Below are 14,669 nucleotides of genomic sequence, written 5' to 3' on the forward strand. Positions count from 1 at the left end.
AGCCTGTGCGACAACGGCCCCGCGTACCTCTCTGCTTGACACAGCGCGGGCGGACGCCGTGTCGCGGGCCCCGGCCGGGACCCGTACGCGCACTCCGCCACCCCCGAACGGCAGATCGGAGTCGGCCATGTGCCGAGAGCACCAGGGACCGGGTCCGCGCCCGGGGTTCAACCGTCGTACGTTCCTCTCCGCCACGGCGCTCGCGGGTGCCGCCACCGCGGTGGCCGCCGCACCCGCCCAGGCGGCCGCGGAGAGATGGGCTCCCGACGCGGACAGCACCAGATTCACGTTCGCCGTCATGCCCGACACGCAGTACCTCTTCGACGGTCCGAGCATCCAGGCCGCTCCCGTCGAGGCCTCGCTGCGCTACCTGCTCCAGCGCGGCCGTGAAGAGAACATCGTGTTCCTCTCCCACCTGGGCGACCTCACACAGAACGGGCGCCCGGAGGAATTCGCCGCGATCGGCAAGGCGTTCGAGCTACTGGACGACCGGCGCGTCGGCTACAGCGTGCTGGCCGGCAACCACGACATCGACTCCGGCACCGACGACCAGCGCGGCGACACCCCGTACCTCGACACGTTCGGTCCGCGCCGCTTCGGTTCGTCGCCCACGTTCCGCGGTGCGACGCCCGACGGCTACAACACGTACCACGTGTTCCGGGCCGCCGGACGCGAGTGGCTGGTCCTCGCGCTGGACTGGCGGCCGTCGGCCGGGGCGTACGACTGGGCGAAGAAGGTCCTCGCCGACCACCCCAGGACGCCCGTCATCCTCACCACCCACCAGCTCGTGGACGGTGACGGCGACATCACCGCACACGGCCAGGAACTGTGGGACAGGCTCATCGAGTCCCACGACCAGATCTTCCTGACGCTCAACGGCCACGACTGGCCCGCGGCCCGTACGGTCCGCAAGAACGCCGCCGGACGCGAGGTCCACCTGCACCTCACCAACTACCAGAACCGCTACTACGGCGGCTCCGCGATGATCCGCCTGTACCACTTCGACCTCGCCCGCGGCACGATCGACGTCGAGACCCTCTCGCCCTGGCTGCTGAGCAAGGCCGCCGACGACCTGAACGAGCTCGAGCGCGAGGAGATCGAACTCACCGGCCCCGACGACCGGTTCTCCCTCGCGATCGACTTCGAGCAGCGCTTCTCGGGCTTCGCCCCGGTGCCCGCGCGCGCCGCCCGTCCCGCCTCCGCCCTGCTGGTGCCGGGCACGGTCGCGTACTGGCGCTTCGACACGGGCGAGGACGGGGCGGCTCTCTCCGACGGCACCCAGGTCCGCGATCTGTCCGGGAACGGCAACGACCTCACCGCCGTACGCGTCCCCGGTACCCCCTCGGGAGCCCTCACCTGGTCGGGCGCGCACCACCCCGACCAGCCCGCCCACGGCAGCCTCCGCCTGGACGGCGGCAAGCCGCCGCTGCGGGGCGGTTACCTGCGTACGGCCGACGACGCTCCGCTGAACGGGGCCACCTTCCCGCGCGGCTACACGATCGAGACGTTCTTCCGGCTCCCGGCCGACTGGGACGCCTCACGCGACGCCTGGTCCGGGATCCTCGGCAGGGCAGGCGCGGCCGAGGGCTCCGACGAACCCCCGGCCACGCTCTCGCTCTCCAACAACCGTGAGGCGCAGTGGGCGGTCTACCCGCCCGCCGGCGGCGACGCCCTCACCAACTGGGGCCACGAGACACCGCTCGGGCAGTGGCAGCACGTGGCGCTCGTCAACGACGGGCGGCACACCACGATGTACATCGAGGGCTGCCCGGTGGTGCGCAACCCCACGGCGGTGTCCACGGGTCTCGCCACGCGGGGTCTGCCCTGGCTGCTGGGCGGTTACCAGTACGCGGGCGTCCTCGACCAGCTGCTCAACGCCTGGGTCGGGGACGTCCGGGTCGTCGATCATGCGCTGTCCGTAGGGGAGTTCATGAACGCGTAGGGCGGCACCAGGCCCCGGAGGTGCGGCGCTCAGTCGTGCGGCGGTGCGCCCGTCACCAGGTGGTCGGCGTGGTTGAGCGCCTCGGTGACGAACCGCCGCAGATGCCCGTCGTGCAGCGCGTAGACCGAGCGCCGCCCCTCCTTGCGTACGAGCACGAGACCGGCGAGCCGCAGCTTCGCCAGGTGCTGGCTGACGGCGGGGCGGGCGGCTCCGCTGGCCGCCGTGAGCGTGTTGACGTCCGCCTCACCCTGGGCGAGCGTCCACACGAGGTGCAGCCGGGTCGGGTCGGAGAGCAGGCCGAAGACGTTCGCAGCGGCGGCGAACTGGGCCGCGCCGCTGGGGTGCGCCTGCATGCGCACCTGCGCGTGATGTGCAGGTGCGGGACGGTCCTCGGTGGCTGTCATGGAGCCATCGTAGGGCGCGGTCAGCAGGTGCCAAGGTTCAATAGGTGCATTAGTATGCACATGTGAACGGTCAGCATGCGTGCAGCCACGAGCACGGGCACAACCACGGCCATGAGCACGGTCATGGCCGATGGTCCCGGCTCCGCCACCGCCTGGCCCACGTCGTCACCCCGCATTCCCACGAGGCGGCCGACAAGGTCGACAGCGCGATGGAGAGCTCGGCGGCCGGCATGCGGACGCTCTGGATCTCGCTCCTCGTGCTGGGCGCCACCGCCTGCCTTCAAGGAGCGGTCGTCGCGCTCTCCGGATCCGTGGCGCTGCTCGGCGACACCCTGCACAACGCGGGGGACGCCCTGACCGCCGTACCGCTCGCGATCGCCTTCGCGGTGGGCCGACGCGCCGCCAACCGCCGCTTCACCTACGGATACGGCCGCGCCGAGGACCTGGCAGGCCTCGTCATCGTGCTGACCATCGGGCTTTCGGCCGCCTTCGCGGCCTGGACCGCCGTGGACCGGCTGCTGCACCCGCGGGCCGTCGAGCATCTGCCCGCCGTCACCGCGGCCGCGCTGATCGGCTTCCTCGGCAACGAATGGGTGGCCCGCTACCGCATCCGCACGGGCCGCCGCATCGGTTCCGCGGCCCTGGTCGCCGACGGTCTGCACGCGCGGACGGACGGATTCACCTCGCTCGCCGTGCTGGTGGGCGCGGGCGGCGTGGCCGCCGGGCTGCCGGTCGCCGACCCCGTGGTCGGTCTGCTGATCACCGTCGCCATTCTGTTCGCCCTGCGTGACGCCGCCCGCGAGGTGTTCCGCCGCATGATGGACGCCGTCGATCCGGCGCTGGTCGACGCGGCCGAGCGCGCGCTGCGCGAGGTGCCGGGCGTACGCGACGTGGGGGAGTTGCGGCTGCGCTGGATCGGCCACCGGCTGCGCGCCGAGGTGGCCGTCGTGGTCGACGGCGAGGTCACCGCGCGGGCCGCCCACGGGGTGGCGGTGGCCGCCGAACACGCCCTGCTGCATGCCGTACCGCGGCTGTCGGCCGCCCTCGTCCACGCCGATCCGGCGCCCGCCGGACCAGCGGGGACGGACGAGGATCCGCACGCCGTGCTGGCGCATCACCGGGCGTCGTCCTGAGGGCTCCGTTCGTCCCCTGAGGCCCTGCGGCCGCGGGCGGCTCCGCTGTCGTCTCTGCACCTTGCTGCGTCGCCCAGCGGCTGTCGTCGGACACGGCGTCCGTCAGCCGGATCTGAGGCGGCAGGGGCACGCCGAAGCCGGGCTGTCGAGAGTGCTCTCGGGGAAGTGGGGGAGCCAGGACGGCCCGAAAGCGCTCTCAGCGGAGTGTCAGAGATCCAGGACCAGCCGTGGCCCCCGGCAGCGCGACACGCAGATCATCATCGTCTCGCCCGCCTCCCGCTCCTCGTCGGTGAGCACCGAGTCCCGGTGGTCCGGTGTCCCCTCGAGCACGTCGGTCTCACACGTGCCGCAGGTGCCTTCCGTGCAGGAGTACAGCACCTCGACGCCCGCCGACCGCACGGCGTCCAGCACCGAGACGCCCTCGGGCACCGCGACCGTCTTCGCCGAGCGGGACAGCTCCACCTCGAAGGAGGTGTCCGGGCCGGTCTCCTGCTCCTTCGGCTGGAACCGCTCGATGTGCAGCAGCCCGCCCGGGCACCGCTCCTCGACCGCGTCCAGCAGCGCCCCGGGACCGCAGCAGTAGACGAGCGCGCCCTCGGGAACGTCATCGAGCACGGAGGCGAGATCCAGCAGCCCCGCCTCGTCCTGCGGAGCGATCGTGACCCTGTCCCCGTACGCGCCCAACTCGTCGGTGAACGCCATGGAAGCGCGCGTCCGGCCGCCGTACAGCAGCGTCCACTCCGCGCCCGCCGCCTCGGCCGCGGCCAGCATCGGCAGAATCGGGGTGATGCCGATGCCGCCCGCGATGAAGCGGTAGCGCGGGGCGGGTTCGAGTGCGAAGTGGTTGCGGGGGCCGCGCACGCGGACCTTGTCGCCCTGCCTCAACTCGCCGTGGACGTACGCGGAACCACCGCGCCCGTCGGGTTCGCGCAGGACGGCGATCCGCCAGACGCTCCGGTCCGCCGGGTCCCCGCACAGTGAGTACTGCCGCTCCAGGCCGGGGCCGAGCAGTACGTCGATGTGCGCGCCAGGCTCCCACACCGGGAGCTGTTCGCCCAGGGGGTGGCGGAGGCTGAGGGCGATCACGCCGTCAGCCGTGGAATCCCTGCGGTCGACGACGAGTTCGGCTTCGTACGAGGTCATGAGCTGGTTCCTTGCGACTCGTGTCCCTGCGGGTGGGCGAGCATCCACTCCCACATCTCGATCGGGTCCTGCGCGGTGTGCTCGCGGCCGCAGTGACAGGTGCCGTGCAGGACGTCCGTGCCCGGCAGCCAGTCGATGCGGTAGATCTCGCCGGTCGGTGAGGTCACTGGACCTTCTCCATCGGCTTCGCGCCCTCCTCGACCAGCCGGGCGAGGATGCGGCGGGCGGCGAGACCGCCGGTGTCGATGTTGATGCTGAGCTCCTGGTAGCCGGCGGGCTCGGTGTCCAGGGTCTTCTGCAGCAGGTTCAGCGCGTCCACGTCCTGCATGACGACCGTGTGGTTGTTGCCCCGCAGGAACTCGGTGACCGCTTCATCATCCGTCGCCCAGTCGCGCGAGACCATCCAGAAGTCGTACACCTTGCCGTCGGCGGACGGCGTGATGGCGTACGTGATCTCGGTGTGGAAGCCGTTCGGGTCGCTGCCGTCCGGCTCGGGCAGCACGCCGACCGGGGCGATGCGGCTGTGCAGCAGATACAGGCACGGCGCGTGGTACTCGATGTCCTGCCAGCGGGTGATGCGGCCCTCGATGCCGGTGGAGCGGGCGTAGAACGGCGGGCACTCGGCGTCGTCCATGTGCCGGCTCACGCGCACGATGCCCGCGCCCTCGTCGACCTCGGTGGTGATCGGCGTCTCGGCGACCTCGGGGGTGCCGATGTAACCGCCGTGCAGATACGTCTCGTGGGAGAGGTCGAGGAGGTTGTCGACCAGGAGCCCGTAGTCGCAGTCGATGGGCTCCATGCCGCGGACGGTGACCCAGCCGGGGGAGTCGAGGTGCTTGGCCCGCGGGATGGCCTGAGGGTCGGCCAGCGCCGGGTCGCCGATCCACACCCAGATCAGCGCGTCCTGCTCGACCACCGGATACGAGGCGACGCGCGCCGTGCGCGGGATGCGCTTCTGGCCGGGCACGTACACACAGGTGCCCGTCGTGTCGTACGTGAAGCCGTGGTAGCCGCACACGATCCGGTCACCGTCGAGGCGGGTCGGGCTCTCCGACAGCGGGAAGCGGCGGTGCACGCACCGGTCGTGCAGGGCGACGGGCGTCCCGTCCTCCTCGGTGCGGTAGAAGACGAGGGGCTCGCCGAGGATCGTACGGCCGAGCAACTCGCGGCCCACCTCGTGCGCGTAGGCGGCGACGTACCACTGGTTCCTGGCGAACGCGGTCATGTGCGGCATGGCAGTTCCCATCCCTGTCGGCGGGGCTCCGGCGCCCCGCGTGCCGTGGTTGCGATCAGGGTCGTGAGGCTTGCATCGGCTCGGCAAGGCGGCTTCTGCCAGGCGGAAGGACTTCTGTAAAGAGTCTGGTCAGAGCCCTGTTCTGTCAGCCCCTAGTCGCCAGAGTAGGTGGCCCGGGTGGTGCTGCTGTTCGGTTCGCGCTGGGGTTAGCCGGAGAGGGCGACGGCGAGTGCGACTACTCACTGCGTAGCGTTAATCGCCCAAACATGTCCACTTAATTGCAAATGTGATACCCGTCTGTTGATGGATGCTCGGTACAGCGGCAAGAATCAGCATCACTGCAGGTCAACTACTGATCGTTTTGGAGTCTGGGGCCCTCGGGTCGAATCCGGGTCGAATCCGCACCCTTTTAGGGTGTTAGGCGTGTCGCCGCTGGTCAGGGTGGTGTGAGGTCACGTGCTGGTTCGCCTCGTGTACGGGGACGGCGCGACGAGCAGTCGGACCGATGAGCCGCTGAAGAGGCGCTGAGTGGCTGTGGTCGGCTGCCAGGCGCAGGGGGCTCACCAGCGGATTCTTCGCTGGTGGTGGTGCACGCCTTTCGTGATCATGTCCTGCGGAAATGTCTTCAGGCGGGACGGCTGACGTGCGACGGCCCGGGAATGGCGGTTCCTGGCCAAGACCGACCTGCCGGGCGGCAGGGGCCATCCAGGAGACGGGTGGTAGGCGGGTGGCGTGGCCGGCTGCCCCGCCGCCTCGCGAGGCAGCCGGCGCTCTCGCAACATCCGGTACGCCCCGGAACTGCCATTCCTCGGCGCCGACATCAGCACAGCCTCGGTCGGCTCGCCGTCACCGACGCCGAACTGGAAATCTCGGTACCTCAACGAGTTCATGGACCTCCGCGAGGGCCCTTGAGTGGTGCTCAAGTAAGTCCTGCCCATGGCTGGGCAGTTGAGGGAGTTCACATCTTCTGTGTCCAGGTCGACACTGGTGTCGTCGGTGGCGGTGAGGTCCCCCGCGCGGGGTGACGGACGCCCGTGCGCCCATGGCGAACGGGGCAGCCTGGAAGCCCGCTTCAGCGGGGCGACCCTCGCTTGGGACACCGTGGAGGCGGCTGAGCAGGGTCGGTCGACGGAACTCACCTCGCGGTACGAGGCGAACGGCATCCTGACCGCCGCGAGTGACGCCATCGTGCTGGACCTGATCCGCGAGGGCGGCAACCGCACCGGCGAGGCCATCGTCGGCCTGGTCTTTCGTCGTACGCGGAAAGACCGCCTCGAGCGTCAACAACGCAACCTTTCGGGCGACTTGGGCACCCGGTGGTCGACCCGGCTCGGCTCGTGCGCGAGTTGTCGACGGCCCAGCAGTAGATCGTGTCCACAGCGCGGGACTCTCCCACGCTGTACGGCTCATCGTGGTGGCCGAACAGCCCGCCGTGCTCGACCCTGACGGGCGAAGCCGTCACCCTGATGACCGGGGGTATCGCCGAATACGTCTCCCGGACCGCACCACTCCGCGGCGCACTGGGGCTCGAAGTTCAAGGACTACGCCACACAGACGAAACCGGACGCCTGGATCTCACTCTCCATTCCGGTGAGATCGCGGTTTCTCCGGGCTCGTCGGCTCCGCGTCGGACTGAGATCCTGGAAGCGATCTACGGGGCGCGCAGGCCCAGCGGCGGCGCGTTCTGGTCGAGGGGCGTGCGCTACGCCCCAGCGGCGTCCGCTCGGGCCGGCCTACCCGAGCGCGACGCGCGTGACGCGAGGCGGACTGGTTGTGGCCGACTCGCCCGGCATGTCGCGCCCGGATGGTTGACGGATACCGGATGCGGGTCGGCTCCATCTCGAACAGAACCCGGCGTACAGCCCGACTCGTCTGCCCGCTGAGTTTTGGCCTGGGCTTATAGCCGGGTCGGGGCCCTTTGCCGTATCTCGCGCATCCCCCTTCTCTTTGGCGTTCCTGTGCGTGCCCTTGGGCGTATGCACGGAGAACGCATTGGACCGCGCTGGGTGGTGGGTTCTGCGGTGTGGTCAGGCTTGGTCGGTGGGCATGACCCAGAGTTCGGCGATGGAGGCGTGCCGGGGCCGGGTGACCATGTAGGCGATGCCGTCGGCGATGTCCTCGGGGGTGAGGACCTCGGTCTGCTCGTAGAAGGCGCCGATCGCTTCGCGGACTTCGGGCTTGTGGTCGTTGTGCGAGCCCAGTTCGGTGTCCACGCCGCCGGGCTCCAGGACTCCGACGCGCACGTGGCGCTGGGTGACCTCCTGGCGCAGGGACTCGGTGAAGCCGTTGACGCCGAACTTGGTGAGGTTGTAGACGCCGTAGCCGTTCCAGGCGACGCGACCGGCGATGGAGCTGATGTTGACGACGTCGGCGACGCGGCGTGGTCCGTCCTCGGCGGCTGTGAGCAAATGAGGGAGGGCGGCGCGGGTGGTGTAGAGCAGTCCCTGGACGTTGATGGCGAGCATTCGCTCCCATTCGTCGACATCGGCGCCGACGACCGGGCCCAGGAGCATGAGGCCGGCGTTGTTGACCAGGATGTCGAGGCGTCCGAAGTGTTCGACGGTCTGCTGTACGGCGGCCTCGGCCTGGGCGCGGTCGGTGATGTCCGCCTCTACGGCCAGGGCCGTGCCGCCGACCTTGGCGATCTCGGCGGCGAGGTCGTCGAGACGGCCCTTGCGGCGGGCCACGAGGGCGACGGACGCACCGCGTTCGGCGAGTTGGCGGGCGGTGGCGGCGCCGATACCGCTGCTGGCGCCGGTGACGAGAGCGATGGTGCCGGTCAGATTCGTTGCCATGGGGTAGTTCTCTTTCTGGATGTACGACATGGGGGGCAATCGGCGGGGTATCACGGCAGTCGCCGCGGCCGACGAATTACGTAGAGTCCCAGGTCAGGAAGCGATGAGTGCCGGGACCCGGCGGCGGTGTGTCCTCGCACCTGGGCCGGTCGCATATGGCGGACCGGCCGCTATGGGTGAGGTGGGGAACGCGCGGCTATGCGGCCGGTATGGCGCCGATCTGCTGGAGGACGGTCAGCATGTCGAGCTGGGCGCGCTCCTCGACGATCTTGCCGTGGGACAGCCGGTAGAACGCCATGCTCTCCGCGTGGACCTTCTTGCCGGTGCCCTCGTGCCCGGCGAAGGGTCCCTCTTGGGTGCCGGTCATGGTGTAGCGGATCGCCACGGTGTCACCCTCGGCGCGCATGTCCTCCACCGTCCACTTGAGGTCGGGGAAGGCCTTCTGGTTCGCGGCGACGACGCCGAGGTAGGTGTCCAGGCCCTGCTGCTTCTGCCCGGCGAAGTACATGACGATGTCCGGGCTGAGGAACTTCTTCGCAAGCGCGGGGTCGCCGGTGGGCAGGAACTCGCTGGTGAAGCGCTCCATGATGCGCTTGTTCGCTTGGGCGGTCCCGTGGTTCCACGAGACGGATTCCGCAGTGCCGGCGGAACCCGTGTGGCCGTGGGGCGTGCTGGCCGTGTCCGCAGCACTCGCTCCGTAGGCCGAGAGGCTGAGAGCCCCAAGAGCCGTGACTACGACGCCAGCCTTGGTGAGTCGACGCATTGTTCGTCCTTCTTCTTCGGGGGATTGCAGCGCTGGTGGCGCCGCGGGGAGGGGCTGGAGACGGGCGTCAGATGCGCTGCCGTCTCCGGGCCATCCGCACCGCCATCGGCGGTGCACACCCCCTACAGAACCGGCTGCCCGCGGGAGCGCGGGAGTCCCTGACGAGGGGGTCACTGACAGGGACCCCCAGCCAGCGGGCAGCGCTCCTAGAGTGGAGGACATGACAGGCAGAAAAGACCCTTACGGCACCCCCCGTGACATCCGCGGTGATTTCCGCGCGGAGATCCGGGAATTCCTGGGCACGCGACGGGCCAGGGTCACCCCGGAACAGGCCGGACTGCCCATGTACGGCGGAGACCGCCGACGGGTCACCGGTCTGCGCCGCGAGGAGGTGGCCCTTCTCGCGGGTATCTCCAGCGAGTACTACACCCGGCTGGAGCGCGGCAACGCCACCGGCGTCTCCGAGAGCGTCATCGACGGCATTGCGCAAGCGCTGCAGCTGGACGAGGCAGAGCGAAACCACCTTCTCGACCTGCTGCGCGGCGCCGGCACGACCCGTCCGCCCCGCCGCCGGCCGGCCCAGCAGCGTGTCCGGCCGGCGGTGCAGCGCGTGCTCGACTCGATGGTCGCAACGCCCGCGTTCGTACTCAGCGGTCGCCTGGACATCCTGGCCGCCAACGACCTCGGGCGCGCCTTGTTCTCGCCGCTCTACGCCGACCCTGTGAGGCCGCCCAGCAACGCCCGGTTCGTCTTCCTCGACGCGCATGCGGCCGAGTTCTTCCGGGACTGGGACGAGGTCGCCAACGACACGGTCGCCATGCTGCGGGCCGAGGCCGGCCGCGACGCCTACGACCGGCGGCTGACGGACCTGATCGGGGAGCTGTCCACCCGCAGCGAGGACTTCCGTCAGCGCTGGGCCGCGCACAACGTCCGGATCCACACCACGGGCATGAAGCGCCTGCACCACCCGGTCGTCGGCGACCTCGACCTGCCGTTCGAGACATTCCCGCTGGGCGCCGATCCCAGCCAGTTCCTCCTCACATACACAGCCGAGCCCGCGTCACGTTCGCAGGACGCCCTGAAACTGCTGGCCAGCTGGGCAGCGACCACCGATGCAGTCGAGCGATCCGCGTCGGCTGACGACTCCGAGCAGGCCGCCGAGACGTCCGACTGATCGACGAGCTGCAACGTGACAACGGGTCGATTCGCGGGCCCTGGTGTCGCAGCCCGGTTCATCGCCTCGGAACGAGTCGCTGGCGTGCCACAGAGGGGAGCGCCTCAGGCGTTTCCCGTTCGAGATCATGAAGATCGTCTACGCGCCGACCAGGGTCGGGAGTCTCGACTCCCGCTTCCGGTAAGGCCAGTCGCGGGCGTGGGCACGTCCCGAACGGTGAGGCAGCACTCAGGGTGCTCTGCTGTGTGATCCGCGACCGACAGTCCAACCTCACCGGCCGGACCCGGGGAAGGAAGCGATCAACGTCTTCGTCGGCTACGCAGCGGCCTTCAGGGCGAAGGCGAGGATCTCTTCGGCCAGTGCCTCGGGCGCGGTCAGATAGGCCTCGTGCGCATGACCGGGAATCTGGACGAGGCGGCTGTTAGGCAGCGCATCATCAAGGCGCCGGGAGATGTCGAGCAGGACGGGCGGGCTGAGCTCCCCGGTGACGAGGAGCGTCGGGGTCGTGAGGCCGGTGAATCGGTCGAGGTCGTCGCCGAAGGCATCGATGGCCCGGACCTCCCGCGCCCAGGTCGGCGTCATCGACGCGCGCCAGGACCACACGGGGCTGCGGCGGAACTCATCGATCGCCTCCTCCGGCATCTGAAGGAAGTTGCGCGTGCCCAGCGTGAGCGCATGGTCCAGGTCGCCCTTGGTCACGGCCTCTTCGAAGGGTGCGATGGCATCCCCTCCGATGGGACCGTGCAGCGGTACCGGCGGCTCGTAGAGGACGAAGGCCGCAGGGAGCCGGCGCAGGGCGAGGCCCAGGGTCACGAGTCCGCCGTAGGAGTGGCCCAGCAGGATCGCGTCCGGGCCGGCCAGGTCGAGGACGGCGGCGATGTCCTCCTGTTCGCGCTCGATGCTGTGGTCGGGGGTGTCACCGCTGGAGCCGTGGCCGCGGCGGTCGACCGCGTAGGTCGTCAGGTGCGGTGCGAGGACATCGGCCAGCGGCTGCCAGTCCTGGGCCGCGTTCAGGGCTCCCGGGGAGACCACGAGGGGGCGTCCCCGGCCGGTAACGGTGACAGCGATCTTCGTGCCGTCGGCAGAGGTGACGAAGGTTTGCCGGTGCTGTGTGTCGGTCATGTCTCTCATCTTTCAAGGGGGTGCGGTGGCGGCGATGCCGACTCGCCTGTGAGGGCAGGCCAGGGGTGGTTCCTCCGACGGGCGGCCGGTGGGGAGGCGTGCCCTTTGCGGAAGGCGCGACAGGGTCGGCAGGGCGGCGAGGCAATGGCGGCGGCCATGGCGCCGGCGAGGTGACCCCAGCCTGCAGTGACGCCGGCGAGCTTCTTCTACGACGGCGAGCGGCCGCTGCGGGCGGAGGGGGTCGCCGATCCCTACCGGCGAGGCATGCTGCTCACCGCCCGTGCCATCAGCAAGGCCGAACGTGCCTGGCTGCGTGAGGTCCTCAGCGAGGAGCCGCCCGCGCCCTTCACGGCGCGCACCGACAACGATCCCCCTAGGCTCGAAGAACCCGCGAGCTGACCGGCCCCGGAGGTACTGCCCATGCTTGCGTCCTGGTACGACGAACAGGGCCCCGCCGCCGACGTCCTGCGCATCGGCGAACTGCCCGATCCCCAGCCCGGCCCCGGCGAGGTCCGCGTCCGTGTCACCCTCTCGGGCGTCAACCCCGGCGACACCAAGAAGCGGCGCGGCTGGCTCGGCTCGTCCATGCCCTACCCGCGGGTGATCCCGCACAGCGACGCCGCCGGCGTCATCGACGCGGTCGGCAACGGGGTCGACGCCCGCCGACTCGGGCAGCGGGTCTGGGTGTACGGCGCCCAGTCCTACCGTCCCTTCGGCACCGCCGCCCAGTACACCGTCGTACCCGACAGCCAGACCGTGCCCCTGCCCGACCACCTGGGTGACGAACTCGGCGCGAGCCTGGGCATCCCCGGGATCACCGCCCACCGCACCGTCTTCGCCGACGGACCGGTCGAGGGAAAGCTCGTGCTCGTGCACGGCGTGCTCGGAGGAGTGGGTTCCCTTGCAGCCCAGCTCGCCCGCTGGGCAGGCGCCACCGTGCTTGCCACCGTCCGCCGTGGTGCGGACCTCGACCGCGTCGACCCGGCCGTTGTAGCCCACGCCGTCGCCCTGGACCAGGAGGACCCGGCGGCGGCGATCCGCGCGTACGCACCCCAGGGCGTCGACCGGATCATCGAGGTGGCCCTGTCGGACAACGCAGACCTCGACAACGCCGTCGCTGCGAACAACGCCGTGATCGCGGCCTACGCCACCCGCGCCGACCGCACCGAGATCCCGTTCTGGCCCTTGCTGTTCAACAACGTCACCGTGCGGCTGCTCGGCAGCGACGACTTCCCGGCCGAGGCCAGAAGCCAGGCCACCCGCGACCTGACCTCCGCAGCCGCTGTCGGCGCCCTCAGCGTCGATGTCGGCGACCGCTACCCGCTGGAGGACATCGCCAAGGCCCACGACCGCGTCGACGCGGGAGGCCGTGGCCGCGTCCTGCTCACCATCCCCTAATGACGCAGAGTCGGAACACTGCCTTCGGGGCGATGACCGGTGCTACCGAGGTAAAGGCGGCAGCAGCCGACGGTTGATGGTGCACGAGACCAAGCGTGCACAGTCGGAGGCAGTGGTCCTGAGATGTCGCGGATCACGGGTGGCGTCGCAGCGGTGCGGACCCGGCGCGAGGGTCGGTCGGGGTGTCGGGGGCACGCCGGGGGCTGTCGTACGACCTTCTGAACGTGCCGTGGTCGGGACCACCGTGTCGCTCACCCCTGTCGACTCGATGGGCGATGCGGTGGATTCGCAGATCCGGCAGTATGTCGGGGAATAGCCGCAGTGGTCGGAGGCGGCGCCGTGCCAGTGCGCCTCGCCCGGTGGCGTGTAGATGACGTCGCCGGGGCGGGCTTCGAGGATCTCGCCACCACGGGACTGGATCAGGGCGATGCCCTCGACGATGTACAGAGTCTGGCCCAGGCCGTGGCTGTGCCAGGCGGTACGGGCAACGGGCGCAAATCTGACATGTTCGCCCGCGCTCGCGAGGGCTCCTGACCCTGGTAGATGACGTCGAACCAGACATCACCAGCGAACATGTCCGCCGGGCCTTTGGCGGACGGCGGTTGGTTGAGAATCTCCATCGTGCCTTCTTCGAAGAGTGCCGCTGCCGCGGTTCAGGCGGCAGCGTGACAGCCGGCCTTCCGGGGCTCTCAGGCGGTGGTGTCGTCGTGGGCGAGGTTGCCGCCGAGTTCGCGGGAGGCTTCGGCCTGGGCGAGGAGTTCGTTGGCCTTGGCCTTGACGCCTTCGATGGCGTCGGCGCCGGCGACGAAGCGCTGCAGGGGCTTGTCCTGGTCGGCGATGGCGAGCAGGGCGCGGGCGAGCTTGGCGGGGTCGCCGGTCTGCTGGCCGTTCATGCTCTTCCAGGCGGCGACGGTGGCGGTGGTGCGCTGGGCGTAGTCGTCGATGGTCGGCTCGGGCCAGATGGTGGAGCCGTCGACGAGCAACTCGGTGCGGAAGAAGCCGGGTTCCACGACCGTGGTGTGGATGTTGTACGGCTCGACGTCGTAGCGCAGCGACTCCATCCAGCCCTCGACGCCGAACTTCGATGCGGCGTAGGCGGCGCAGAACTCCTGGCCAATGATTCCGGCGGAGGAGGAGAGGGTGATGACGTGGCCGGCGCGCTGCTTGCGCAGGACGGGCAGGACGGCGCGGGTGACGTTCATCGGGCCGAAGAGGTTGGTCTCGATCTGCTGGCGCATCTGGTCGGGCGTGATCTCTTCGAAGTAGCCGGCGTAGAAGTTTCCGGCGTTGTTGATGAGGACGTCGATGTGGCCGAAGCGGTCGACGGCTGCCTGGACGGCGGTCTGCGCGTCGTCGAGGCTGGTGACGTCGAGCTTGGTGACCAGCAGGTTGTCCTGCCGTCCGCCGAGGGTCTTCTCGACCTCTTCGGGGCGCCGTCCGGTGGCGACGACCTGGTGGCCCGCCTTGAGGGCCTCGCGGGCGATGTCGGTGCCCAGGCCGCGTCCGGCGCCGGTGACGAGAATGACCTTGCTCATGAGGGATTCCTTTCAGATGCCGAATC

Annotated in this window: 13 protein-coding genes and 1 pseudogene; 5 read left to right on the forward strand and 9 right to left on the reverse strand. The window is 69.9% G+C overall.

Going from position 1 to position 14,669, the window contains the following annotated elements:
* The first annotated feature begins 127 nt into the window (after positions 1-127).
* Entirely contained in the window at positions 128-1,942 is a 1,815-nt protein-coding gene (locus tag ACWD4J_RS20100) for a LamG-like jellyroll fold domain-containing protein (RefSeq protein WP_451396734.1), read from the forward strand.
* 29 nt (positions 1,943-1,971) lie between these two features.
* Here the strand turns inward: ACWD4J_RS20100 and ACWD4J_RS20105 are convergent, their stop codons facing one another.
* Positions 1,972-2,346 (reverse strand): ArsR/SmtB family transcription factor, encoded by a 375-nt coding sequence (locus tag ACWD4J_RS20105; protein WP_451396735.1) that lies wholly within the window; start codon positions 2,344-2,346, stop codon positions 1,972-1,974.
* 62 nt (positions 2,347-2,408) lie between these two features.
* Between ACWD4J_RS20105 and ACWD4J_RS20110 the strand changes: the two genes are divergently transcribed.
* The gene (locus tag ACWD4J_RS20110) at positions 2,409-3,479 is read left to right on the forward strand and encodes a cation diffusion facilitator family transporter (protein ID WP_451396736.1); all 1,071 of its coding nucleotides are present in this window, start codon (positions 2,409-2,411) and stop codon (positions 3,477-3,479) included.
* A 207-nt stretch (positions 3,480-3,686) separates the two neighbouring features.
* Here the strand turns inward: ACWD4J_RS20110 and ACWD4J_RS20115 are convergent, their stop codons facing one another.
* The 5 genes from ACWD4J_RS20115 to ACWD4J_RS20135 all read right to left on the reverse strand — a co-directional run bounded on the left by ACWD4J_RS20115 (position 3,687) and on the right by ACWD4J_RS20135 (position 9,237).
* The gene (locus tag ACWD4J_RS20115) at positions 3,687-4,622 is read right to left on the reverse strand and encodes a PDR/VanB family oxidoreductase (RefSeq protein ID WP_451396737.1); all 936 of its coding nucleotides are present in this window, start codon (positions 4,620-4,622) and stop codon (positions 3,687-3,689) included.
* On the reverse strand, positions 4,619-4,789 hold the full coding sequence (locus ACWD4J_RS20120; protein ID WP_451396738.1) for a hypothetical protein: 171 nt from the start codon (positions 4,787-4,789) through the stop codon (positions 4,619-4,621). Before ACWD4J_RS20120 ends, ACWD4J_RS20115 begins: the two co-directional genes overlap by 4 nt.
* On the reverse strand, positions 4,786-5,856 hold the full coding sequence (locus ACWD4J_RS20125; protein ID WP_451396739.1) for an aromatic ring-hydroxylating dioxygenase subunit alpha: 1,071 nt from the start codon (positions 5,854-5,856) through the stop codon (positions 4,786-4,788). Before ACWD4J_RS20125 ends, ACWD4J_RS20120 begins: the two co-directional genes overlap by 4 nt.
* Before the next feature lie 2,027 nt (positions 5,857-7,883).
* The gene (locus ACWD4J_RS20130) at positions 7,884-8,651 is read right to left on the reverse strand and encodes an SDR family NAD(P)-dependent oxidoreductase (protein ID WP_451396740.1); all 768 of its coding nucleotides are present in this window, start codon (positions 8,649-8,651) and stop codon (positions 7,884-7,886) included.
* 196 nt (positions 8,652-8,847) lie between these two features.
* Positions 8,848-9,237 (reverse strand): ester cyclase, encoded by a 390-nt coding sequence (locus ACWD4J_RS20135; RefSeq protein ID WP_451396741.1) that lies wholly within the window; start codon positions 9,235-9,237, stop codon positions 8,848-8,850.
* Between the two features lie 397 nt (positions 9,238-9,634).
* Between ACWD4J_RS20135 and ACWD4J_RS20140 the strand changes: the two genes are divergently transcribed.
* Positions 9,635-10,588: a helix-turn-helix domain-containing protein gene (locus ACWD4J_RS20140; protein ID WP_451396742.1), complete on the forward strand. Its 954-nt coding sequence runs from the start codon at positions 9,635-9,637 to the stop codon at positions 10,586-10,588.
* Between the two features lie 315 nt (positions 10,589-10,903).
* Here ACWD4J_RS20140 and ACWD4J_RS20145 read toward each other — a convergent pair whose 3' ends face one another.
* On the reverse strand, positions 10,904-11,710 hold the full coding sequence (locus ACWD4J_RS20145; RefSeq protein ID WP_451396743.1) for an alpha/beta fold hydrolase: 807 nt from the start codon (positions 11,708-11,710) through the stop codon (positions 10,904-10,906).
* A 192-nt stretch (positions 11,711-11,902) separates the two neighbouring features.
* Between ACWD4J_RS20145 and ACWD4J_RS20150 the strand changes: the two are divergent.
* Both ACWD4J_RS20150 and ACWD4J_RS20155 read left to right on the forward strand, forming a co-directional pair.
* Positions 11,903-12,109 (forward strand): annotated as a pseudogene (locus ACWD4J_RS20150) (PadR family transcriptional regulator); the annotation flags it as partial.
* Between the two features lie 21 nt (positions 12,110-12,130).
* On the forward strand, positions 12,131-13,108 hold the full coding sequence (locus tag ACWD4J_RS20155; protein WP_451396744.1) for an NADPH:quinone reductase: 978 nt from the start codon (positions 12,131-12,133) through the stop codon (positions 13,106-13,108).
* Positions 13,109-13,150: 42 nt separating this feature from the next.
* Here the strand turns inward: ACWD4J_RS20155 and ACWD4J_RS20160 are convergent, their stop codons facing one another.
* A complete protein-coding gene (locus ACWD4J_RS20160) occupies positions 13,151-13,666 on the reverse strand; it encodes a cupin domain-containing protein (RefSeq protein ID WP_451396831.1) in 516 nt (171 codons plus the stop codon).
* Positions 13,667-13,797: 131 nt separating this feature from the next.
* Complete coding sequence (locus tag ACWD4J_RS20165) at positions 13,798-14,643, reverse strand: SDR family oxidoreductase (RefSeq protein ID WP_451396745.1); 846 nt, start codon at positions 14,641-14,643, stop codon at positions 13,798-13,800.
* Between the last annotated feature and the right edge of the window lie 26 nt (positions 14,644-14,669).

It is taken from the genome of Streptomyces sp. NPDC002577 (genome assembly GCF_053594815.1).

What these genes read in the sequence shown, in the direction of transcription:
- ACWD4J_RS20100 (WP_451396734.1), top strand. Translation starts at nt 128, where the DNA reads ATGTGCCGAGAGCACCAGGGACCGGGTCCGCGCCCGGGGTTCAACCGT.
- ACWD4J_RS20105 (WP_451396735.1), bottom strand. Translation starts at nt 2,346, where the DNA reads ATGACAGCCACCGAGGACCGTCCCGCACCTGCACATCACGCGCAGGTG.
- ACWD4J_RS20115 (WP_451396737.1), bottom strand. Translation starts at nt 4,622, where the DNA reads ATGACCTCGTACGAAGCCGAACTCGTCGTCGACCGCAGGGATTCCACG.
- ACWD4J_RS20125 (WP_451396739.1), bottom strand. Translation starts at nt 5,856, where the DNA reads ATGCCGCACATGACCGCGTTCGCCAGGAACCAGTGGTACGTCGCCGCC.
- ACWD4J_RS20130 (WP_451396740.1), bottom strand. Translation starts at nt 8,651, where the DNA reads ATGGCAACGAATCTGACCGGCACCATCGCTCTCGTCACCGGCGCCAGC.
- ACWD4J_RS20135 (WP_451396741.1), bottom strand. Translation starts at nt 9,237, where the DNA reads ATGGAGCGCTTCACCAGCGAGTTCCTGCCCACCGGCGACCCCGCGCTT.
- ACWD4J_RS20140 (WP_451396742.1), top strand. Translation starts at nt 9,635, where the DNA reads ATGACAGGCAGAAAAGACCCTTACGGCACCCCCCGTGACATCCGCGGT.
- ACWD4J_RS20145 (WP_451396743.1), bottom strand. Translation starts at nt 11,710, where the DNA reads ATGACCGACACACAGCACCGGCAAACCTTCGTCACCTCTGCCGACGGC.
- ACWD4J_RS20155 (WP_451396744.1), top strand. Translation starts at nt 12,131, where the DNA reads ATGCTTGCGTCCTGGTACGACGAACAGGGCCCCGCCGCCGACGTCCTG.
- ACWD4J_RS20165 (WP_451396745.1), bottom strand. Translation starts at nt 14,643, where the DNA reads ATGAGCAAGGTCATTCTCGTCACCGGCGCCGGACGCGGCCTGGGCACC.